Raw genomic sequence first — 22,865 nt, forward strand, 5'->3', positions numbered from 1 at the left:
TTAAGTTAACAAAATTTAATCATTTGGCTGCTGGTGATGGTTTTTATCGTGGAGAGCATTAAATAAAGTGGGCTAGAGATGTTTAACTCGACGATGGGGGAGTAAAACGCTGTATAAGTCGGCGCCGATGCAGAATTTCATGATAAAAGCTTAGTGGCTGCTAGTGTTCTGATGTGAAGCGCAATGTTAGACTAGCGCCCAATTTGGCTCTGGTGGCAGACGCGTAAGCGTTAACGTTTTTTAAAGGGTATAAGTCTTGGCTCAATTGTATTTTTATTATTCGTCGATGAACGCGGGTAAATCCACTTCCCTATTACAGTCATCCTATAACTACCGAGAACGCGGTATGAATACCTTGGTGATGACAGCCTCCATAGATGACAGATATGGCAAAGGTAAAGTGGCTTCGCGTATCGGCATTGAAACCGAAGCACAGGTTTTTAGTAGCCAAGATGATCTGACTCAGATGATTAGCGATGTGCATCAAGCCACGCCATTAAGTTGTGTGTTGGTGGATGAGTGCCAGTTTTTAAGTAAAGAACAGGTAAAGCAGCTGACGCATGTGGTCGATAATATTGATATTCCCGTACTCTGCTATGGCCTAAGAACCGATTTCCAAGGTGAACTCTTTAGCGGCAGTCATTATTTATTAGCGTGGGCCGATAAGTTGGTTGAGCTGAAAACCATTTGCCATTGTGGCCGCAAAGCCAACATGGTGGTGCGCCTCGACGGTGACGGCAAAGTGATGCGCGAGGGCGAGCAAGTGGCGATTGGCGGTAATGAAAGCTATGAGTCCGTTTGCCGTAAACATTTTCGTGAGTTTATCTGGGATTAGTCTTTGCTAGCTGGGTGTTGTTGGCTGCTAAATATTTTTTGTGTGGCTTATTGGCCCGTTCTGTTTCTGAGTCACAGTGTTTATGAGCCACATTGCTGCTGAGTTACAATGTCGGCGAGCTTAATCGTTGAAAATACCTGTGTATCAACAAATTAAGACTGGGTGAAATTTACTCTTTGCTTAAAAATAGTATAAGTGGCCAGCTTAACATTACATTAGCGTGAGTGAGTGGCGGTTGTGGATTATGGATACCACTCTTTTGGGTGAAACAAGGTTTGAGAAAGTGTGGATATACTATTCCACTATATAGAACGGATAGCTAAGGCCTAATGAACGTAATGGCTTAATGAGTTGATGTCTTGCTTTACTGAGTGGCAACGGATTTGCTGAGTTGCATGAAAGATATTTATTTTAGTGTTTTTTTGGAGCTGTTTTGCCTAATTCCCCGTCAGAGATGAAGTTCGAAAATTATCGTCCTCGTCCACCACAACCTGAACCTAAGGTAAAGGTTAAGACTCCGCGTAAAGCCAGATCAAAGGGCAGAGTCTGGTTCTTATTTTTTATTTTGATTTGCTGTATCGCATTATTGATTGGCCTTGAAGTGAAAACCTCGTTTTATCAAGCCAAATATATCAATCAATATGCTAAGACGCTCACCTATGAATTAGAAAACTCACCGAGCACAGCGGTGATTTATCCAAGTTATGGCCCTTTCGATGAGCGCCATGGCTATAGCAAGTTACCCCTGTATATCGACCGATTAATGCAACGGAATTTTCAGGTGACGCAGCAAGTGGCGTTTTCGCCTGCCTTGCAGGAATACGCGCAGCTGGGATTTTTCCCGCCTTATCACGAAAAGGCACAATCTGGCTTAACGTTGCTTGATTGTCGCAATACCGATTTGTACGAGTTCGCCTATCCTAAGCGGGTTTATCAGGACGACGATAAGATCCCCAATGAAATCGTTAATACCTTATTGTTTATTGAAAACCGCGAGTTATGGACCACGGAAGATAAACTCAATCCCGTGATCGACTGGCCACGTTTTGTGGTGGCGGGGATGAGCCAAATTGCAGAGATGGTCGGCATGAATGTGTCTACCGCCGGTGGCAGTACGCTGGCGACTCAGATTGAAAAATTCCGCCATTCTTCCCAAGGCTTAACCTTAAGCATCAAGGATAAGTTACTGCAAATTGGCTCGGCCAGTGTGCGCGTGTACCAGCAAGGTGAGAATACCGAACCCGCTCGTAAGCGCATCGTCCAAGATTATTTAAACACAGTGCCATTATCCTCGGCGCCAAATCATGGTGAAGTGCATGGTATTGGTGATGGGCTGTGGGCTTGGTTTGGCACCGATTTCGATACCGCAAACAAGCTGTTAGCATCGCCACAAATCAAGGGGAATGCCGCCAAGCGTGGACAAGTATTCCGCCAAGTGGTTGCGCTGATGATCGCCCAGCGTCGCCCTTCATACTATTTATTGCAAGGTCATGAAGATCTTGAAAATTTAGTCGATAGCCATATCCGCTTACTCGGCCAATATTACCTTATTGACCGCGGTCTGCGTGATGCCGCACTCGCGCAGAAATTGCAGTTTAGGGTCACTAAGCCGCAACGAAATACGCAATCGGGCGCCGATAAGGGCGTGAATACAGTGCGTATTCGTACCGCGGGCATGTTAAATGTGGGGCTGTACGATTTAGACCGACTCGACTTAACAGTAAACAGTAGCTTACACAGTGATTTACAGCAGCAAGTGAGTCACTACTTACGCAGCCTGGCGCAAGTGTCGACCGCTGAGCAAGTGGGTTTATTGGGCGAGCGTTTACTCGAGCCAAGCCAACTGCAAAACGTGCTGTATAGCTTTACGCTTTACGAGCGTACCGACACCGCCAACCGAGTCCGCGTGCAGACCGACAGTACCGACCAACCCTTTGATATCAACGAAGGCAGTAAGTTGGAACTGGGTTCAACCGCTAAATTGCGGGTGATGGCGACCTACTTAGAAATCATCGCTGAGATCCACGAAAAATATTCGAAAAAACATGGTATTGAACTGGAATCTATCATTATCGAACCTAGGGATCACTTAACCCGCTGGGCGATTGATTACTTGATTGTGAATCCTGATAGACGTTTAGATCGCATGTTAGATGCAGCGCTACAGCGGGAATATTCTGCCTCAACCAGTGAGCAGTTCTTTACCGGTGGTGGTTTGCATGTGTTTAATAACTTTAAAAAATCGGAAGATGTTAAGACTCCGACACTTTATCAAGCTTTGCAGGATTCGATTAACTTGCCGTTTGTGCGCCTCATGCGCGACATAGTCAATTACAGCAGCAGTATGCAAAATGAGGGCAATATGGCCCAGTTGCTGCGTAATGATAAAGATCCGCGCCGCGACGAATACCTGCGGGTATTTGCCGATAGAGAGGGTAATACCTTCGTCACTAAGTTTTATCGCAAGTATAAAAAAGTGGCCGCGAATGAGCGTTTTGGGATGTTCTTCGACGGTTTATCCCAGTCGGAGCAACAATTAACGTCGGCGTATCGCTACCTCTTGCCCGATGAACCTATGTCGGCATTTAAGGCTTTTCTGCAGCAAAGATTGCCGCAGGTGAGTTATACAGATGGTCGTATTAAGAGCTTATATAACAAGTACGGCCCTGATAAATATAACCTGCCGGATCAAGGTTATATCGCACGGGTGCATCCGTTGGAATTGTGGGTGCTGGATTATCTTAATCATAATCCCGATGCGAATTTGAACGATGTGAAACAGGCGAGTGAAGCACAACGCCAAGAGGTTTACCGTTGGTTATTTAGGACGCGACATAAAAACGCCCGTGACGTTCGAGTGCAAGTGATGCTTGAAGTGGAAGCCTTCCTCGACATACATCAGCGTTGGGCCCGTTTAGGTTACCCCTTTGATGCTATGGTGCCATCCTTAGGTTCGGCGCTCGGCAGCTCGGGTGATAGACCTGCGGCTTTAGCCGAACTCATGGGCATTATTCAGAATGATGGTTATCGTTTGCCTACCGTGCGTATCAATCAGCTGCATTTTGCCGCGGATACACCATACGAAGTGACGCTGGAGAATCAGAACACCCAAGGTGAGCGAGTCATGCGCCATGAAGTCGCGCAAGCCCTAAAAGCTGCACTGGCGAACGTAGTGCAAAACGGTACTGCCCGTCGTTTGAAGGGTATTTTTACCGATGAAAAAGGCGAGATGTTAGCCATAGGCGGGAAAACCGGCACCGGTGATAACCGTATCGTGACTCAGATGCAGCAAGGTAAAAAAGTGGCGACGACTGCCATGAACCGCACCGCGACCTTCGTGTTTTATCTGGGGGATAAATACTTCGGCACTTTGACGGCCTTCGTGCCCGGCAGTAAATCCGATGATTTTAGTTTTACTTCGGCGCTGCCATTACAAGTGATGAAAGGCATGATGCCTATTCTGTCTCCCTATGTGAAAACCGAGCAGGGTATGTGCGTGGTAAACGAATAAAGACAGCAGGTTAGAGCCGTGCTAGCAATTGCAATCTAGCAACTGCCCACTAACGACAAAGAGTGTTCCTGATGAACACTCTTTGTCGTTTTAAGGCTTAAATTCTCTACCGATTCTTGTAGGAGAGTTATAACGTCTCATACCAAACGATAAAGATTTATTATGAATAATTAAATTGTCCGCCTAAATAGCAGTAATTTGGGCTGATTAACGGCATTTTTTGACTCGAAAATGCCCCAAAGCAAGGCCACTGAGTTACGCAGCATTAATTGTCATTGTTTTCCCAGTGACTCGCCGTCTTTTTATTTCATAAGAAGTATCCCTATAGGCTCGACGACCACATCCATGTCGCCAACGGTCACTGTTGCAACAATGCCAATCTTAACTTGTTCCCTAACTCACAAGTCCACCCTAAAAAGCTTTTATGCTCCAAAGTAAGATAATTGTATCGTCAGTTGTGTAGCATTTATTGTCATTGTTTCCCCAGTGACTCGCCATAAACTCGTCCCTAAGGGCTCTACTAAAACATGTTTTAGAAGGTCACTGGTGCATCAATGCCAATCTTAACTAACACTTCTGCTGTTCGTTCTGCTAAAAAGTGCCCCAAAACCATTTAAAGTAGATGCACTTAACGAATCGAGCGTGTTCATGTTGCCCGACATTTTCTAATCAATGCATTAAGAACTTATATGGAAGTCTTCGGTACATTCTTCCTGTAATGCATCTTCAACTCACACGTAATAGTCTGATATTACTTGAGTTTAATAATGATTAATTACAAAATTGACGAAATATAAATGCGGGGGAAATCCGTCTATGTCTATAAAGTGTAAGGCTAATCGAGGAAGTATAGGCAATGAATAAAATAGAAGGCTCGATTGTAAACGACCGTTATTTGGAGTCGATCGCCATAGCCTTATACAATGAAGCAAAAGTTGAAAAGGACGGATATCGTTTCAAAAAGCTAGTCCCTGCAATGACATTTTATTGTTTTGCCATGGAATCAAAGTTAAATACCTTTGGAAAAGAAGTGTTTACTAAAAAATCAGAGTTAAAACTGTATAGTAACGCAACTATTCAAGGTAAATTCGACTGGCTACTTTCTCGACTTGGAGTTGATGCCGAAGAATTGGTTGAGCCTCACCGTGAAACTATTGCTGATATGGTTTCATTTAGGAATTCTGTGGTTCACTCTAAAAGCATTGATTTCGAGGAAGAAAGAAAACTAATCGGTCTTGAGCAGTTTGGAGACAGGTTTGTACAGCCTCCAAAGCACGAAAAAGATTTCATGGCTCAAAGGTCTTTAGAAAATTGTGAAAGCTATAAAAAAGCTTTGGAGTTCTTGGATACTGTTTGGTTTGTACAGTCACCGAATTTCTTTGGTTCTATAGACTTTCATAGAGGTAGTGGTTTTAGTCGTGCTAGGGTAGTTGATAGAAATTAGCATAAATACTAATACGTTATATTGCCCCTGATAAATTTGACAACTCAGAGTCTAAAAATGATAAGAAAGTACAACAAAAATGACTTGGATTCAGTTCTTGAAATCTGGCTGAATGCGTCGATTAAAGCTCATGATTTTATCTTGGCTGAGTTTTGGGAATCTCAAGTAGAGAGCATGCGTAATATTTATATCCCAGCTTCAGAGGTCTACGTTTACGAAATAGACTCTAAAGTTATTGGATTTTTCGCTCTGTATGAAAGTCGTTTAGCTGCCATATTTGTAGCTCCCGAGCTGCAAGGTAAAAGTATCGGTAAGCAATTGCTGAATCACGCAAAAAATCAAAGATCGATTCTGACTCTTTCCGTATATAAGGAAAATCAGGCCAGTTACCAGTTCTACTTGTCCCAAGGTTTTAACGTGGTCAGCGAGCAGTTAGATGAACATACGGGGCATCCAGAATACACAATGAGTTCAGGCACGTAACAAACGCCTCAAGAGGGACTGTTAACGCGTGGCGTTTCCAGTCTCATTGAGCCGCGGGGGTTACGGTTGTTGTGTTTTGGTTCAGTGGTAATACGTTGCCAGCCCCTTAGGCGGGTGTTAACCCATAGAAATTTTAATTAGAAACTCACTCATTCGAGCTAAAAGTCTGACTCGGAAATGTCCAAAAATGAGTTATCTTGAGTATGATGCTTTATTTTGCCACGTATTCAATCGGGTGCAGTAGAATCAAGCACATGTGACGATTCAATATCGAACTTTATTCCTCTCCCACCATTGAGCTTGTTGCACTGGTTAAAAGCTGTGGTTAAAGCGAGTGCTTAATATTGCTGCGGTGAGATCTGGTAAATTTTTGATTTCGCTTCATCGGTCACAAGATAAATCAACCCATCAGGCCCTTGCACGACTGAGCGTAATCTTTGCCCCAATTCATTTTTCAGCAGCCGTTCTTCTTTAATAATCTTGTCGCCATCAAGCACTAAACGCACTAGCGTTTTTTCCTTTAGGCTGGCGAGTAAAATATTATTTTGCCACTGCGGAAATTTGTCACCCGTGTAAAATATAAAGCCCGCCGTGGCAATAGAGGGAACCCATTTGTAGACGGGTTGCTCCATTCCCACCTTATGGGTGCCTTCGCCGATTTTGCCGCCGCCGTAATTCTCACCATAGGTAATCACAGGCCAGCCATAGTTTTTGCCCGCCTCATCAATATTGAGTTCATCGCCGCCCTGCGGTCCATGCTCGCCAGTCCATAATACTTTGCTGGTGGGATTAATGGCCGCGCCTTGCATATTGCGATGACCAATAGACCAGATCTCGGGCAAAGCGCCCGCCGTATTGATGAAGGGGTTATCCTTAGGCACTGAGCCATCGGCATTAATCCGCACCACTTTGCCTAAATGATTGTCTAATGTTTGGGCGCTATCTTTTTCGCTGTAACGATCGCCAAGTGTGATAAATAAAGTGCCGTCAGGCGCCCACACCAAACGAGATCCAAAATGGTGGCCGCTGTTGATTTTGGGTTGCTGACTAAAAACGCGGCTGAGATTTTCAAGCTTGTTGCCATTGAGAGCAGCAAAACTCACCGCAGTGCTATTGAGTTCACTTGCATCACCTTCAGCGGGTTCTGAATAACTGAAATAGATTTTTTTGCTGCTGGCAAAATCTGGTGCAAGCACCACATCGAGTAAACCACCTTGACCTTTGGCATACATCGGCGGTAAACCTTTTAAGGGTTCGCCTACTTTACCTGCGGCGCTGACAATACGCATTCTGCCGGCGCGTTCAGTCACGAGCATGCTGCCGTCGGCTAAAAATGCCATACCCCAGACATTTTCTAACCCTTGGGCTATGGTTTTTACTTGAATGTTACCCGTTTCCGTTTTGACGCTAATGCTTGCTGCGCTAGCAGTTTGCGCGTAAATAGCGGGCGAGCTTGCAACAAGACACAGCGCAAGACTTAAGGTGCTCAGCTTCAAGGTCTTTAGCTTCAAGCCGCATAGTTTCTTCAAGCTGCATAGTTTAAAGGTGATCCGTTTCATCGCTATCCTTAGTCACAGTGCTTTCCTAAATGATGGCTCAGAGTAACAAGCCAGCAACCTAAGGGCAATTTCTCGATGTGACCTTGTATCGAAACTCACCAGTCTTGTTCCCTTGAGTCCATGATTATTGCGTTGGTAATGCATTAAAAGGCTAACGTATTAAAAAACTAGCGTATTAAAAGCTCAATACATGAAAACCTTGTTTCACGTATGAACAGCTCAGCGTATGAAAAAGCCTAAGGCCATCGCTAAACCCACTATCACAATAAAGCCGCGCAGCAAGGGCTGTGAAATACGATAGGCCAGCGCCGCGCCCACATAGCCACCGATAATCGCCATCACAGCAAGCAGCAACAGATATTGCCCATCGATAACATTGCCCGCGGCATAAACCACTACGGCGATGGCGGTGAGCAGGGCAGAAATGAGATTTTTAAGACCGTTCATCCCATGTAGATTGGTCTGGCCCATCAGCCCAAAGCTCGCGAGCAGTATGATGCCTAAGCCACCATTAAAATAACCACCATAGATACACACAGTCGACAGCATTATCAGTGCTGTCATCGGACTTAACATTGGCGTAGAGGTGTTTTCGCCTTGCTCAGCGATTCTTCGTTTGAGTAACCAAGGACCAACAATAAAGGCCGCGGTGGCCAGTAAAATCAGCCAAGGGATCAGTTTTGCGAAGACTTGCTCGCTGGTGGTCAGCAAAATACCTGCGCCAATACTGCCGCCGATAAGGGCAATCAAGATCAGATGCTTAAGGCTAAGACTCGCCGGATATTCGATATCTTTTCTAAAGCGCCAAGCACTGGCGATATACCCGGGCAGTAGCGCGGCAGTCCCCGTTGCATTCGCCGCAATCGGTGGAACCCCGACAAACACTAACGCCAAAAGGGTAATAAAACTGCCACCACCGGCAACCGCATTGAGCATGCCGCCTAAAAAGCCAGCGAGTGCAATAATAAGCCAGTCCATAGATACCGCTCCTTTGGGCAATGAGAGAGTTAAACAGAGAGTTTATTTGAGTGCTAAGAATGAGTCTGTTCTCGTGAGTCAATCTAAGTACGTCACCCTAACAGGATGATTTCGATATTGAAAGTCGAGCAATGATTCGTTACATAATCGAAAGTCGCGTAATGGATAGTCACACTGCCATTCGTAAATGTGAACACACAGAATGAGTGAACAGGCTTTTACTTGCTTAGTGCTAGGGGACTTGATCCCAAACACCAGACATAAAAATAACTGTAGCTATGGCTACACTTTGCTCGGTAAAAACATCTTCTCCCCAGCAGTTTTGCCCACGTTCTTGATAGTAAACTTCAAAGGTACTGAGCATAGGTGTTTGAATACAGTACCAACCATCGAAGGTATTCTTGGCAAAATGCACCCAATGCTGCGCATCGGCAGTTTGGATTTGCTGAACGAGTAATTCATTTTGCGACAGCAAAGCTGCAAGTTCACTCTGGGTGGTGATCTGGTGCTCGGCTTTTACTGTCCCGAGAAGATTTTTCAGTGTAATCACGCAGTCCCTTGCTTCTGGCTGCGAACCTGAACCACTCGCTAGCGAATTGCAGCTGCTATTGATGATTGGATCAGCGTCTCATAAATATCAGCTTGACCTGCTGGAATAAGCTGTCTGTGAATTTCGCGGCGTTTTGCACTGTCGAATAAGCGCTCAGCGACCCAGCCGGTTAAGTAGAGTGAGGACAGGCAGCCACCCGCGGTGGCAATATTGCCATTGATAACCAGAGCACAGTCTTCTACATCGACGCCCATGGCCACTAATGCGGGTTTTGCATCGGGGTGAGTCGTTGCCGAGATATTGTCGAGTAAGCCTAATTTGGCAAAGAAGAATGACCCCGCGCAGATACTGCCAAGCAATTGCCGTGTGGGATCTAATTTAAGGGCGGACATAAACTCAGTATCAGCAAGCGCGGCAGGTACGCCTTTGTAGCCACTGCTAAATAACACCACGTCTGCATCAGCGACTTCGGCCACATGACCATCGGTTGCAACCGTCATCCCCAAACTCGACCTGTGGCTAGGCTTTGTCCCGAGTACTTTTACTGTCCAATCGGTTTTTGTACGGCCGAGAATATCGCGCATTAAGAAGAAATCGATATCGGTAAATTCATCAAATATCACAATCGCAATCTGGTACAGAAGCTTTCCTTTGGCTTTGTGCTGATAGTTGTTTTAGATACGCTTCTTGAATTGTGTAATTTATACCATTATTTGGCGATTTTTAGGGTTAAGGCTTTTTCGATTTTGCGGGTAAGTGATGCCAATTAACAGCGTATCGATATAGGGCTAAACACTGCGGAATGGTCAGCATTAGGATGATCACATAGCCGATGTTTGAGCTTATGTCTGGTGGATTTGTCGTATTACTGGCCCAATTGATGCCTACATACATCAAGCTCCATACGCAGAATATGGGGAAGAATCGTTGCCACACTTTTTGTGAGAAAAACCGTAATTTATAGACTTGGCCTTGAAGGCCAATTAATCCCTGCAACATCACCAGCCAATTGATAACATCGTACCAAGCGACAGTGGACATCATAGCTGCGCGGTAATTCATGATTAATTGCAGTACACAAAACCAGAAATAGATCCTCCATGCCCGCATACCGCTCTCCGTGTTACCCATAACCTAAACTTTTATCGCTACGAACGGTTTGCGAACGACAAATAAGGTATTCGTTCAGCATCCTTATCACGATCTGCAATGAGCCATAGCCTACAATTTGCCGCGTATTATCGCTTTTTAAAGAGGTAATTTGCTCAAATCTAACGAGTTAATCAGGTAATTCATACTAATGAATGAGTGGTGCAATTGACTAGGATTAGCTCTCAAGTCGCAGCGCTAGCTAATTGCTAGATAAACAAAAAGCCCAGAATTATCTTCTGGGCTTTTAAGGTATAAAACTTAGTGCATCAAACTTGAGCATTGATGCTAAGAAGCAAACTTAAACTCTTAGGTTAGAGAACGCTTAAAACACCATTTCTGGTACATGCTCTGGCACGATTAACTTACCGGCGGTTTTGCTGACGATTTCTTCTACGCTGACGCCTGGGGCGCGCTCTAGTAGATGGAAAGCGCCATCTTTGATTTCGATAAAGGCTAAATCTGTGACGACGCGTTTAATGCAGCCGTAACCAGTCAGCGGCAATTCGCATACTGGCAGTAGCTTAGAATTACCGTATTTATCGGCGTGCATCATAGTCACGATAATGTTTTCGGCGCCGGCGACTAAATCCATCGCGCCGCCCATGCCTTTGATGAGTTTGCCTGGGATCATCCACGAGGCGATAGAACCATTCACATCGACCTCAAAGGCGCCGAGTACGGTTAAATCCACATGGCCGCCACGGATCATGGCAAAGCTTTCCGCCGATGAGAAAAATGACGCGCCTTTGACTGCGGTAACGGTTTGTTTGCCCGCATTGATTAAATCCGGATCTATGGTGTCTTCGGTAGGGAATTCACCCATGCCGAGTAGACCATTTTCCGATTGCAGCATCACTTCTATGCCGCTGGGAATATAGTTAGCGACCAGTGTTGGAATGCCTATGCCAAGGTTGACGTAGTAGCCGTCTTTTAATTCTTTGGCGACGCGCTGAGCCAGTTGTTCTCTTGATAATGCCATGATATCTATCCTTTCTATTTGGCTTTGACGCTTTGGTCTTTACTCTTAGGTTTTACCCTTAGTTTTTACTTTAGGGAGCTAAGTGCCAATTGCGTTAACTGTGTTTCAAGGTTTTGCCAGCGCCTTTTATTTCGCGGCTTTTACCGTGCGCTGCTCGATACGTTTCTCGAACGTGCCTTGAATAACGCGGTCAACATAGATGCCCGGCGTGTGGATATGATCTGGGTCTAGCTCGCCCGGCTCAACAATAAACTCAGCTTCAACCACAGTGATTTTGCCCGCGGTCGCCATCATAGGGTTAAAGTTGGCAGCGGTTTTACGGAACATCAAATTACCCATGGTATCGGCTTTCCATGCGCGCACTAAGGAAAAATCTGCGGTCAGCGACTCTTCTAACACGTAATGGCGACCTTTGATTTCGCGGGTTTCCTTGCCATCAGCGACTGGCGTGCCGTAACCCGTTGCAGTGAAAAATGCCGGAATACCTGCGCCACCTGCGCGGATTTTTTCCGCTAATGTGCCTTGGGGCGTTAAAATTACGTTCAGTTCGCCAGAGAGCATTTGTTGCTCGAAAGTGGCGTTTTCGCCCACGTAAGAGGCGATCATAGTGGCGATTTGGCGATGTTTTAACAGTAAGCCAAGGCCAAAGTCGTCAACGCCAGCGTTGTTTGATATCGCCGTTAAACCGTTAACGCCCATCTTAACCATTTGATTGATTAAGCCTTCGGGAATGCCGCACAGGCCAAAGCCGCCGACCATAATGGTCATGTCGTTTGATAAGCCGTTTAACGCTTCTTCATAGCTGCTGACGACTTTATTGAGTCCTGCCATTGTGATGTCCTTTTATGCTGTATAAAACGCGCGGGAAATAACGCGCGTTTTCAATAACGGTTGTTGTCGTTAATTATTGTTGTTCTATTTTGCTAACAGGGCCGTGGCCACTTTCGAGCCGTTGTTGCGATTCAGCTGTGTGCTGATAGCTTGCCCTGCCAACGCTAGCTTGTTGAGATCGATACCTGTCTCTAATCCCATGCCGTGCAGCATATACACTAAGTCTTCGGTGGCAAGATTGCCCGACGCGCCTTTGGCATAGGGGCAGCCGCCAAGACCCGCAACCGAGGAGTCAAACACCCGCACACCTAAGTCTAAGCAGGCCAAAATGTTAGCTAATGCTTGGCCATAGGTGTCGTGAAAGTGTAGCGCCAGTTTCTCAATAGGCACTCGTTCACTCACAGTTTGCAGCATTCTACGGGCTTTTTGCGGCGTGCCTACACCGATAGTGTCACCGAGTGATATTTCGTAACAGCCCATTTTGTAAAGGATTTCAGACACGCGAGCCACTTCACTGACCGCTATCTCACCTTCGTAGGGGCAGCCGAGCACGCAGGACACATAGCCGCGCACCGGAATATTGTGCGCTTTTGCTAATTCCATCAAAGGGATAAAGCGTTCAATCGACTCTTCTATCGAGCAGTTGATATTGCGCTGACTAAAGCTTTGTGAGGCGGCGCCAAATATCGCTACTTCGGAAGCTTTTGCATCCAGTGCCAGTTCAAAGCCTTTGACGTTGGGCGTGAGCGCGCTATACACCACGCCGCTTTGACGCTGTATTTGCTTGAGCACATCGGCAGAATCGGCCATTTGTGGCACCCATTTAGGTGACACAAAGCTGCCGGCTTCGATGCGCTTAAGCCCTGCATCAGCCAGCGATTCAATCAAGGCGATTTTAGCTGCCGTCGGCACAGCGACTTCGTTTTGCAGGCCGTCGCGCGCGCCCATCTCGAAGATGCTGACCCTGTCTTTGGCGTCCGCTGCTTGGCTTAGATTGACTAAAGACATCTTAGGCTTCCTTGATCGCGGTTGGCTCGTCTGTCTCTAACGGCTCAACGTTAAGCAAGGTTGCGCCATCGGTCACCAGCTCGCCCGCCTTAAAGTAGAATTCACTGACTATGCCATCAAAGGGCGCTTCGATGGTGTATTCCATCTTCATGGCTTCCATCACTAGCAAACCTTGGCCCGCTTTAACTTGTGCGCCGACATCGACTAAATGGGTCACGACAGTGCCGTTCATCGGTGCTTTTAACTTGTCAGCATTGCTAGCTTGTTCTTCGACCACTAGCGTTTGCACTGCTTTAAAGTGGTAACTGCCAGAGGATAAAAATAGCGTAAAGTCATCACCTTGTGCGCTAACCGGCACTTTACTCTTATGGCCGTTGATTTCGGCGAGCAGTAAGTCTTGTTTCAGTTCGCCATTTAGCAACCAATCTTGGCCGTGCAGTGGCAACTGATACATGCCGCCTAAATCGAGCATCACCAACTGCTGTAATTCATGGGCGTCATCAAGCAGTGCAATATTGTGTTGGCTACAACTGTTGAGTCTAAAGCCGCTCACTTGACCCCAAGGTGAGTAAGGATCGGCGCTGTTGACAGCTTGCGCTTTGGCGGCTTCTTTACGGGCAAGTACTTGATACAGCGCGGCAAAGGCGAGTGCAGTGTCGGCTTCACTTGAAGCTGTACCAATTAAGGTGTCGCCATAACGGCCAATAAAGTCAGTGCTAAAGTCAGCATTGGCAAACGCTGGGTGCTCGGCAATGTTCGCCAAAAACTCAATGTTGTGCTTAAGGCCGCTGATTTGATACGACTCTAGGGCATGCACTAAACGCTGCAGGGCGCGCGGGCGCGATTCATCCCAGACGATAAGCTTGGCAATCATAGGATCATAGAAGTTACTGATCACATCGTTTTCGCGAATACCCGAATCGATACGGACAAACTTACTTTGCTCAGGTTCACGCAAAAAGTTGAGCTTACCGCTGGCGGGTAAAAACTCATTTTGCGGATCTTCGGCGTAAATACGCACTTCAAAGGAATGGCCGTGAATACGCACTTCATCTTGCTTAAGGGGCAGTGGCTGACCGCTGGCGACCAGCAATTGCCATTTGACTAAATCTTGGCCTGTGACCATTTCAGTAACGGGATGCTCAACCTGCAGACGGGTGTTCATCTCCATGAAATAGAAGCTATTGTCCGTATCTAACAGAAACTCTACCGTTCCCGCGCCAATATAATCGATAGCTTTAGCTGCCGCGACGGCCGCATCACCCATTTGGGCGCGCAGGGCATCACTTAAGCCCGGTGCCGGCGCTTCTTCGACCACTTTTTGGTGGCGACGTTGAATCGAGCAATCGCGATCCGATAAGTAAATCGCGTTGCCAAAGGTGTCGGCAAACACTTGTACTTCGACGTGGCGCGGCTGGCGTAAATAACGCTCCATCAATAACTTATCGTTACCAAAAGAAGAGGCCGCTTCACGGCGCGCCGAGTTAACGGCTTCCATGATTTCGCCTTCATTCTCGACGATACGCATGCCTTTACCGCCGCCGCCATACGCCGCTTTAATCAGCATAGGGAAGCCGATTTTCAGTGCCTCGGCTTTTAAGGTCGCGTCGGTTTGGTCATCGCCGTGGTAACCGGGCACTAAGGGCACGTTTGCCGCCGTCATAATAGATTTAGCGGCGCTTTTGCTGCCCATGGCATCGATAGCATCACTGCCTGGGCCAACAAAGACGATGCCTGCGGCTTCACATTTACGGGCAAAGTCGGCGTTTTCAGATAAGAAACCGTACCCAGGGTGAATGGCTTGGGCGCCGGCTTTTTTGGCGATATCGATAATCAAATCGCCCTTTAAATAGGAGTCTGCCGGCGCACTGCCACCTAGATAGAAAGATTCGTCGGCCATGGCGACATGGCGCGCTTCTTTATCGGCATTGGAATATAGGGCAACGGTGCGAACGCCCATGGCATGAGCGGTTTTGATGATGCGACAGGCGATTTCACCGCGGTTAGCAATCAATAGCTTGGTAAACATGTGGTTAGTTAACATCTGTTTGGTCAACATCAAAGGGCTCCTTGGGTATCACTTGGCTTTTGCGTGGGCGTAGGAGAGGGGGCGGAGTGCGCTTGTTGCCAGTTAGGCAGACGTTTCTCAAAAAAGGCGTTTAAGCCTTCTTGGCCCTCGGTTGATACCCGAATGCGGGCGATACGCTCGCTAGTGTAATCAATGGTGTTTTGGTCTATCACGCCATCTTCAAGATGCGACAGCAGTGTTTTTACCCATGCCATGCCTTGCGGACTATTGGCCAGCAGCGCGTCAATCATCGGCTTTGCGGCGGCATCTAAGTCATCGCTGATCTCATGAATGACATTAAGCTTTAATGCGGTGTCTGCACTAAAACGCTCAGCCGTTAACATGTAGCGGCGCGATGCGCGGTTACCCATAGCGCGGGCAACGTAAGGGCTTATCACCGCAGGAATTAATCCAAGTTTGACTTCGCTCAAACAAAAACTGGCGCGCGTCGTTGCGATAGCGATATCGCTGGCGCAAATCAGCCCCAGTGCGCCGCCAAAGGCTGCGCCTTGCACTAATGCAATGGTGGGTTTTGGAAAGGTATCTAAATCCTGCATCAGTTTTGCTAAGGCTTTGGCATCATTTAGATTTTGCTCAAAGTCCATTTTGGCTTGCTTGCGCATCCAATTGAGATCGGCGCCGGCGCTGAAGTTTTTGCCGTTCGCTTTGAGTACCAGCACTTGGCATTGCTTGTGCTCAGCAAAATAGCTAAGGACGCTAATCATCTCGCTAATCATCACTTCATCGAAGGCGTTGTGTACTTCTGCTCGGTCAAGAATAAGCTCGGCAACGCCGTTATTGAGCGCATAAGTGACGTGCTGCAAGTTGCTTAAATCCTTTGTGCCGCTAGTGCTGTTTAATCTGTCGGTCATTATTCTTTCCCCTATCTTCTTGTGTGACATATGTTTTTCACATGTGCCTTTACATACGGAACACACCAAAGCGGGTGTCTTCAATAGGGGCATTTAACGCCGCTGATAGGGCAAGGCCGACTACATCGCGGGTTTGCGCTGGGTCAATAATGCCGTCATCCCATAAACGGGCGCTGGCATGATACGGATGACCTTCTTTGTCGTACTGGGCGACAATCGGCGCTTTAAAGGCTTTTTCAGCTTCAGCTGACCATTCTTCACCTTTACGGGCTAAACCGTCGCGACGCACTGTGGCGAGTACGCCAGCCGCTTGCTCGCCACCCATCACTGAGATACGGGCGTTAGGCCACATCCACATCATGGTCGGTTCGAACGCGCGGCCACACATACCGTAGTTACCCGCGCCGTAGCTGCCGCCGATAATCACAGTGAATTTAGGCACATTGGCGCAAGAAACCGCGGTCACCATTTTAGCGCCGTGTTTAGCTATGCCTTCGTGTTCGTACTTTTTACCCACCATAAAGCCGGTGATATTTTGTAGGAACAGCAGTGGAATTTTGCGCTGGCAGCACAGTTCGATAAAGTGCGCGCCTTTTTGCGCTGACTCAGAGAACAGAATGCCGTTGTTGGCGACAATGCCGACAGGATAGCCGTGAATTCGGGCAAAACCGCACACTAAGGTTGCGCCATAGTTGGCTTTAAATTCATCAAAATCAGAATCATCGACGATACGGGCGATCACTTCTTTGACATCAAAGGGCTTTTTCAAGTCGGTGCCGACAATGCCATACAGTTCGCTGATATCGAATTTTGGTGGCTTGACTGGGCTCAGCAGTGATTTGATTTCTTTTTGATGATTCAGGCGTGATACGGCGCGGCGGGCAAGCTCCAGCGCGTGCTCATCGTTTTGCGCTAAATGGTCCGCCACACCGGAAATTTTTGTGTGCACTTCGGCGCCGCCCAGTTCTTCGGCGCTAACTTCTTCGCCAGTGGCCGCTTTCACTAATGGCGGGCCTGCTAAGAAGATCGTACCTTGATCTTTTACGATAATGGATTCATCCGCCATGGCGGGCACATAAGCGCCGCCCGCGGTACATAAGCCCATGACCACTGCGATTTGTGGGATACCTTTGGCGGACATTTGCGCTTGGTTGTAAAAGATGCGGCCGAAATGGTCGCGGTCGGGGAAAACTTCATCTTGACGGGGCAGGTTAGCGCCGCCCGAGTCGACTAAATAAATACAAGGCAAGTGACAACGGCTGGCAATATCTTGGGCACGAAGGTGTTTTTTGACGGTAATCGGGTAGTAAGTGCCGCCTTTCACTGTGGCGTCGTTGGCGATGATCATGCACTCCACGCCACTCACACGGCCGATACCAGCGATAATGCCCGCTGCGGGCACTTCTTCGTCGTAGACTTCAAACGCGGCAAATTGCGACAGTTCTAAAAAGGGTGAACCTGCATCGAGCAGCTTTTCAACCCGTTGACGTGGGAGTAATTTACCGCGAGATAAATGGCGCTCCAGCGCCACAGGGCCGCCGCCGAGTTCGATTTTATTGAGTTTAGTTTTAAGATCGGCCACTAGGGCGGCCATATCGTCGGATTTTGCTTTAAATTCATCGCTACGGGCGTTGATACGACTGCTTATTTGCGTCACTTTGATTGTCCTTATAAAGCGGAAACTCGGTATCACCTTGCTCGAATGGGTGGCGCAAACTGTAAATTACAGTGAGGGGCTACCCATTCACTTGTGAGAGATTATTTGAACGCGCGTTATTTCGACTCATTGAACAGTTCGCGGCCAATCAGCATGCGGCGAATTTCTGAGGTGCCAGCGCCGATTTCATACAGCTTGGCATCACGCAGTAAGCGGCCGGTGGCGTATTCGTTAACATAACCATTGCCGCCGAGCAGTTGGATTGCATCCAGTGCCATTTTGGTGGCGAGTTCTGCGCTATACAGAATGGCGCCCGCGGCGTCTTTACGGGTGGTTTCACCGCGATCGCAGGATTTTGCTACGGCATACACGTAGGATTTGGCGGCATTCATGCCGGTGTACATGTCGGCTAATTTGCCCTGTACCAGTTGGAATTCACCAATCGATTTACCAAATTGCTCACGCTCGTGGATGTAAGGTACAACGATATCCATACAAGCGTTCATGATCCCCAGCGGGCCGCCAGAAAGCACGACGCGCTCGTAATCTAAGCCGCTCATCAGCACTTTAACGCCGTTGTTGAGGCCACCTAAAATGTTTTCTTCTGGCACTTCCACATCTTCAAACACCAGTTCGCAGGTGTTAGAGCCGCGCATGCCGAGTTTGTCGAGTTTTTGCGCTTGGCTAAAACCTTTCGAATCACGCTCAACGATAAAGGCGGTAATACCGTGTGCGCCTTTGGTTAAGTCGGTTTTAGCGTAAATCACATAGGTGTGCGCATCGGGACCGTTAGTGATCCACATCTTGTTGCCGTTTAAGATGAAACGGTCGCCTTCTTTGCGGGCGTGTAGCTTCATTGAAACTACGTCAGAACCTGCGTTTGGCTCACTCATGGCGAGTGCGCCAATATGTTCACCGCTCACCAGTTTGGGCAGATACTTGGCTTTTTGCGCGGCATTACCGTTACGGTTGATTTGATTCACACACAGGTTTGAGTGGGCGCCGTAGCTTAGGCCGATAGAGGCCGATGCTCGGGAGATTTCTTCCATCGCCACGACGTGGGCAAGGTAGCCCATGTTCGCGCCGCCGAATTCTTCAGCTACGGTCACGCCGAGCAGTCCCATACTCCCCAGCACAGGCCAAAGTTCATTGGGGAAGGCGTTGTCGTGATCCACTTTCGCGGCAATCGGGGCGATTTCGTGAGTGGCAAAATCTTGCACCGCATCGCGCAGCATGTCGACGTCTTCGCCTAGGCCAAAATTCAGACTTGTGTAGAGAGAGTTCATTGCTTGTGTCCTTTCAGATGTTCTAATTTCAGATGGTTAAACTCTGATGTTTAAATTTATAGTTTTTATGATTTTTAGGTGCTTGAGTCTTTTAAATCTTGTATTTAATCCTAGTGCTAACATCCTGCGTCTTGAGATGCGCGAGCCAATCATATTGACTTGATCTTGTTGTCACTGGGATTTAGGCTTTTGCCGTTTTGTTATCTTCTAAGGCTAAGCGGCATTGCTGCTCGGCGGAATTGAGTTCCATCAACACGACTTTAATGTCGTCCATTTGCTGCTGTAGGGCGGATTTCTTTTCTTCCACTAGCGCCAGCATGGTATTGAGCTGTGAGGTGCTGCTCTTGTCGGCATCGTACAATTCGAACAAACGACGGGTTTCTGCCAAAGAAAAGCCCAAGCGTTTACCGCGAAGAATGAGCTTGAGGCGCACTCTGTCTTTGAGGCTATAAATACGGGTTTGGCCGCGGCGTTTAGGCTTAAGTAAACCTTGGTCTTCGTAAAAACGAATACTACGAGTAGTGATATCAAACTCTTTTGAGAGATCACTGATCGAGTAAGTCGTTTGTGGTGTGTTCGTTGCGCTCATTCATGCACCCTAAATAATCAGTTTTAAGCAAGATATATGAAGTTTACGTAAAGGTAAAGATTTTGGCTTTTATTCTGTTGGCAAAAAAGTGTCAATCCCAATTGCCATCAGCCTGTGCAGCGAGATTAAAACGAGTGCTTTAAATTAGTGTTCTCACATAAAACCACAAATCTTTTCTGGTTATAGGCTAACGTCTAATAGTGGGCTTGATGCCCCCCTGTTAATAATGGTTGTTGGAAGGGGTAGTTATTGCGGCTGACGATTTTAGCCGCAGTCCTGATTGGAGGACATATGTTGACCGAACAGCAAAATGCATCTGTAGCGCAAGCCGCAAATCAAAAACAGAACCAACAAAAACATCAAGCGTTGCACCAAGCATCCTTGCTTAATAAAGCCGAATTCTGGGGAGAAGCGGCGAAGACGCTCGATTGGATTAAACCTGCGCACACTGTACTCGATGAGTCGCAGGCACCGTTTTATCACTGGTTCGCCGATGGTGAGATGAACACTTGTTATAACGCCGTTGATCGCCATGTGTTGGCCGGACGCGGTGATCAAGTGGCGATCCAATATGTGAGCCCAGTGACAGACACTGAATACGGCATTAGCTACGCGGAGTTACAGGCTCAAGTAAGCCGACTCGCGGGTTTTATGCAATCCATTGGGATAGAGAAGGGCGACCGTGTGGTGATTTATATGCCTATGGTGCCGGAAACCGCCTTCGCTATGCTGGCCTGTGCTCGCATAGGTGCGATTCATTCGGTGGTTTTTGGTGGCTTTGCCGCTAATGAACTCGCGACTCGGATTAACGATGCCAAGCCTAAATTGGTATTGTCGGCATCCTGCGGAATCGAGCCCTCGGGCGTCATTCCTTATAAGCCTTTGTTAGACAAAGCATTGGAACATGCTGTTCATCAGGTGGAGCATTGCCTGATTTTAAATCGCAGCCAGTATCAAGCCGATTTGCAGGAGGGCCGTGACTTAGATTGGCAAGCCGCATTAGCGACTGCGCCTAAGGCCGATTGTGTTTCTCTTAATGCTACAGATCCCTTGTATGTGCTTTATACCTCAGGCACCACGGGTCAGCCTAAAGGTGTGGTGCGCGATAATGGCGGCCATGCAGTGGCACTGGCTTGGTCGATGCAGCATATTTACGATATTCAAGCGGGCGATGTGTTTTGGGCCGCGTCTGATGTGGGCTGGGTTGTGGGTCACTCTTACATAGTGTACGGACCGCTGCTGGTGGGCGCTACAACCTTAATGTATGAAGGCAAACCTGTCGGTACGCCCGATCCCGGTGCTTTTTGGCGTACGATTGCAAAATATAAAGTCAAAAGTTTTTTCACCGCGCCGACGGCCATTCGCGCAATCAAGCGTGAAGATCCTGATGGTGAGTATCTACAAGGTGTTGATTTAGCGTGTCTTAAAAACGTGTTTTTGGCAGGTGAACGTTGCGATCCCGACACTTTAGTTTGGGCACACACTAAACTCGCTAAACCTGTTATCGATCACTGGTGGCAAACTGAAACGGGTTGGCCTGTCGCGGCAAATTTGATGGGCACAGCGCCCGTCGCCATTAAGCCGGGTTCACCCGCTTTACCTGTGCCTGGTTATGCGGTTGAAGTGGTGGATGAATTGGGTGAGCAAGTTGCGCCCAATACCTCGGGGAATGTGGTGATCAAGCTGCCTTTGCCGCCGGGAACCTTGACAACACTGTGGCAAAATGATCAACGCTATCAAGACAGTTACTTGTCGATGTATCCAGGTTATTACTTAACTGGCGATGCAGGTTATACCGATGAAGACGGTTATCTCTACATTATGAGTCGTATCGATGACATCATAAATGTGGCGGGGCACAGGCTATCGACCGGACGTTTTGAAGAAGTCTTGTGTCAACATCCTGATGTGGCCGAAGCGGCTGTGATTGGTGTGGATGATCAGCTTAAAGGTCAGGTGCCTTTAGGATTAGTGGTGCTGAAAAAGGGCGTGACGATCAGTGATGAAGAGCTGCATAAACAGCTTATTACCTTAGTTCGTCAAGAGATTGGTCCCGTCGCTTCCTTTAGGTTAGTCAGTGCGATTCAAAAATTGCCCAAAACGCGCTCTGGTAAGATTTTACGTGGTACTATGCGAAAAATTGCCGATAATCAGCAATATACCGCGCCAGCGACCATAGAAGATCCACAGACCTTAGAGTTAGTGCGTACCGCGCTCACTCGCATGGGTTATGCCGATGCCTTAATCTAAGCTTGCGTTTAGTGAATGGGGATTTCATGTAGGAAATTCCCATTCTAAAAATCGCTTGCTGTTGCGAATTGAAACAAATATCCCCGCTCAATTTGAGCAATAGTCCATTATGATTTGCTATTCTTGCCGCGTATTTATTGAATGTTTTTGCTACTCAATTGCATTATTTTGAGTTGTTTATATGCGGGAATTGAACATTAGCAATTGTTTAATTCATTCAACTAAACCACCACTAGAAGCAATGTGTATCTATGGAGATTTTGGATACACATCACTGACGACTTTGTATTCTCACCGGCTTAGGGACGACCCTAAACATGCCTTAATTTGGTAGGGGACGACCCCTAATTAGGAGTTCACTATGAGTTGGTTCTTATTAGTCCTTGCGGGTTTATTCGAAATTGGTTGGGCCATAGGGCTTAAATATACCGAAGGTTTTACACGTTTGTGGCCAAGTATCTTTACAGTGGCGTCGATGGCCGTGAGTGTGTTGCTACTAGGACTCGCGGTTAAGCAACTGCCTATCGGTACGGCTTACGGCGTGTGGGTCGGCATTGGCGCTATGGGCACCGCTATCGCGGGAATTATCCTGTTAGGAGAAGGAGTTAGCTTACTTAAGATTGCCAGTTTGATACTGATATTACTGGGCGTTTTAGGGCTTAAACTCGCAAACTAAGTTGTCGATAAACGTGCCAATACAAGTATCACTTGGGCTAAGTCCTAACTAACCCGTTTCGCAATACGGGATTGGCAATCTCACTGTAATCGAGATTGCCAATCGTATGCATCGCCTTTTCTCTCTGGTAATTAAGT

The 22,865-nt window shown here is 47.3% G+C and carries 19 protein-coding genes; 6 read left to right on the forward strand and 13 right to left on the reverse strand.

Going from position 1 to position 22,865, the window contains the following annotated elements; translation table 11 throughout:
- Positions 1-256: 256 nt before the first annotated feature.
- From DYH48_RS05710 to DYH48_RS05725, 4 genes are all read left to right on the forward strand, one after another.
- On the forward strand, positions 257-835 hold the full coding sequence (locus DYH48_RS05710; RefSeq protein ID WP_006082333.1) for a thymidine kinase: 579 nt from the start codon (positions 257-259) through the stop codon (positions 833-835).
- A gap of 433 nt (positions 836-1,268) precedes the next feature.
- On the forward strand, positions 1,269-4,346 hold the full coding sequence (locus tag DYH48_RS05715; protein WP_115334263.1) for a transglycosylase domain-containing protein: 3,078 nt from the start codon (positions 1,269-1,271) through the stop codon (positions 4,344-4,346).
- 856 nt (positions 4,347-5,202) lie between these two features.
- On the forward strand, positions 5,203-5,790 hold the full coding sequence (locus DYH48_RS05720) for a hypothetical protein (RefSeq protein WP_012587275.1): 588 nt from the start codon (positions 5,203-5,205) through the stop codon (positions 5,788-5,790).
- A 57-nt stretch (positions 5,791-5,847) separates the two neighbouring features.
- Positions 5,848-6,273: an N-acetyltransferase gene (locus tag DYH48_RS05725; RefSeq protein WP_012587276.1), complete on the forward strand. Its 426-nt coding sequence runs from the start codon at positions 5,848-5,850 to the stop codon at positions 6,271-6,273.
- Positions 6,274-6,611: 338 nt separating this feature from the next.
- Here DYH48_RS05725 and DYH48_RS05730 read toward each other — a convergent pair whose 3' ends face one another.
- From DYH48_RS05730 to DYH48_RS05790, 13 genes are all read right to left on the reverse strand, one after another.
- The gene (locus DYH48_RS05730) at positions 6,612-7,832 is read right to left on the reverse strand and encodes a PQQ-dependent sugar dehydrogenase (RefSeq protein WP_115334264.1); all 1,221 of its coding nucleotides are present in this window, start codon (positions 7,830-7,832) and stop codon (positions 6,612-6,614) included.
- Positions 7,833-8,051: 219 nt separating this feature from the next.
- The gene (locus DYH48_RS05735) at positions 8,052-8,810 is read right to left on the reverse strand and encodes a sulfite exporter TauE/SafE family protein (RefSeq protein ID WP_115334265.1); all 759 of its coding nucleotides are present in this window, start codon (positions 8,808-8,810) and stop codon (positions 8,052-8,054) included.
- A gap of 232 nt (positions 8,811-9,042) precedes the next feature.
- On the reverse strand, positions 9,043-9,360 hold the full coding sequence (locus tag DYH48_RS05740) for a cytoplasmic protein (RefSeq protein ID WP_115334266.1): 318 nt from the start codon (positions 9,358-9,360) through the stop codon (positions 9,043-9,045).
- Positions 9,361-9,398: 38 nt separating this feature from the next.
- Positions 9,399-10,001, reverse strand: a complete 603-nt coding sequence (locus DYH48_RS05745; protein WP_106651000.1) for a DJ-1/PfpI family protein — start codon at positions 9,999-10,001, stop codon at positions 9,399-9,401.
- A gap of 88 nt (positions 10,002-10,089) precedes the next feature.
- Positions 10,090-10,470 carry a hypothetical protein gene (locus tag DYH48_RS05750; protein WP_006085534.1) on the reverse strand — a complete coding sequence of 127 codons (381 nt, stop codon included), beginning with the start codon at positions 10,468-10,470 and terminating at the stop codon, positions 10,090-10,092.
- Between the two features lie 364 nt (positions 10,471-10,834).
- Positions 10,835-11,491 carry a 3-oxoacid CoA-transferase subunit B gene (locus DYH48_RS05755; RefSeq protein WP_115334267.1) on the reverse strand — a complete coding sequence of 219 codons (657 nt, stop codon included), beginning with the start codon at positions 11,489-11,491 and terminating at the stop codon, positions 10,835-10,837.
- Between the two features lie 126 nt (positions 11,492-11,617).
- A complete protein-coding gene (locus DYH48_RS05760; protein ID WP_115334268.1) occupies positions 11,618-12,322 on the reverse strand; it encodes a CoA transferase subunit A in 705 nt (234 codons plus the stop codon).
- 84 nt (positions 12,323-12,406) lie between these two features.
- Positions 12,407-13,330: a hydroxymethylglutaryl-CoA lyase gene (locus tag DYH48_RS05765; protein WP_115334269.1), complete on the reverse strand. Its 924-nt coding sequence runs from the start codon at positions 13,328-13,330 to the stop codon at positions 12,407-12,409.
- 1 nt (position 13,331) lies between these two features.
- A complete protein-coding gene (locus tag DYH48_RS05770; RefSeq protein ID WP_172481240.1) occupies positions 13,332-15,374 on the reverse strand; it encodes an acetyl/propionyl/methylcrotonyl-CoA carboxylase subunit alpha in 2,043 nt (680 codons plus the stop codon).
- 14 nt (positions 15,375-15,388) lie between these two features.
- Entirely contained in the window at positions 15,389-16,270 is an 882-nt protein-coding gene (locus tag DYH48_RS05775) for an enoyl-CoA hydratase-related protein (protein WP_012587283.1), read from the reverse strand.
- Between the two features lie 49 nt (positions 16,271-16,319).
- The gene (locus DYH48_RS05780) at positions 16,320-17,927 is read right to left on the reverse strand and encodes a carboxyl transferase domain-containing protein (protein ID WP_006085530.1); all 1,608 of its coding nucleotides are present in this window, start codon (positions 17,925-17,927) and stop codon (positions 16,320-16,322) included.
- Positions 17,928-18,043: 116 nt separating this feature from the next.
- Positions 18,044-19,213 carry an isovaleryl-CoA dehydrogenase gene (locus tag DYH48_RS05785; protein ID WP_115334271.1) on the reverse strand — a complete coding sequence of 390 codons (1,170 nt, stop codon included), beginning with the start codon at positions 19,211-19,213 and terminating at the stop codon, positions 18,044-18,046.
- A 181-nt stretch (positions 19,214-19,394) separates the two neighbouring features.
- Positions 19,395-19,802: a MerR family transcriptional regulator gene (locus tag DYH48_RS05790; protein ID WP_006082318.1), complete on the reverse strand. Its 408-nt coding sequence runs from the start codon at positions 19,800-19,802 to the stop codon at positions 19,395-19,397.
- A 291-nt stretch (positions 19,803-20,093) separates the two neighbouring features.
- Between DYH48_RS05790 and DYH48_RS05795 the strand changes: the two genes are divergently transcribed.
- Both DYH48_RS05795 and sugE read left to right on the forward strand, forming a co-directional pair.
- Positions 20,094-22,052: a propionyl-CoA synthetase gene (locus tag DYH48_RS05795; protein WP_115334272.1), complete on the forward strand. Its 1,959-nt coding sequence runs from the start codon at positions 20,094-20,096 to the stop codon at positions 22,050-22,052.
- A 361-nt stretch (positions 22,053-22,413) separates the two neighbouring features.
- Complete coding sequence (gene sugE, locus DYH48_RS05800) at positions 22,414-22,728, forward strand: quaternary ammonium compound efflux SMR transporter SugE (RefSeq protein ID WP_011847232.1); 315 nt, start codon at positions 22,414-22,416, stop codon at positions 22,726-22,728.
- Positions 22,729-22,865: the final 137 nt, after the last annotated feature.

The sequence above is a fragment of the Shewanella baltica genome (genome assembly GCF_900456975.1).
GTDB lineage: Bacteria > Pseudomonadota > Gammaproteobacteria > Enterobacterales > Shewanellaceae > Shewanella > Shewanella baltica.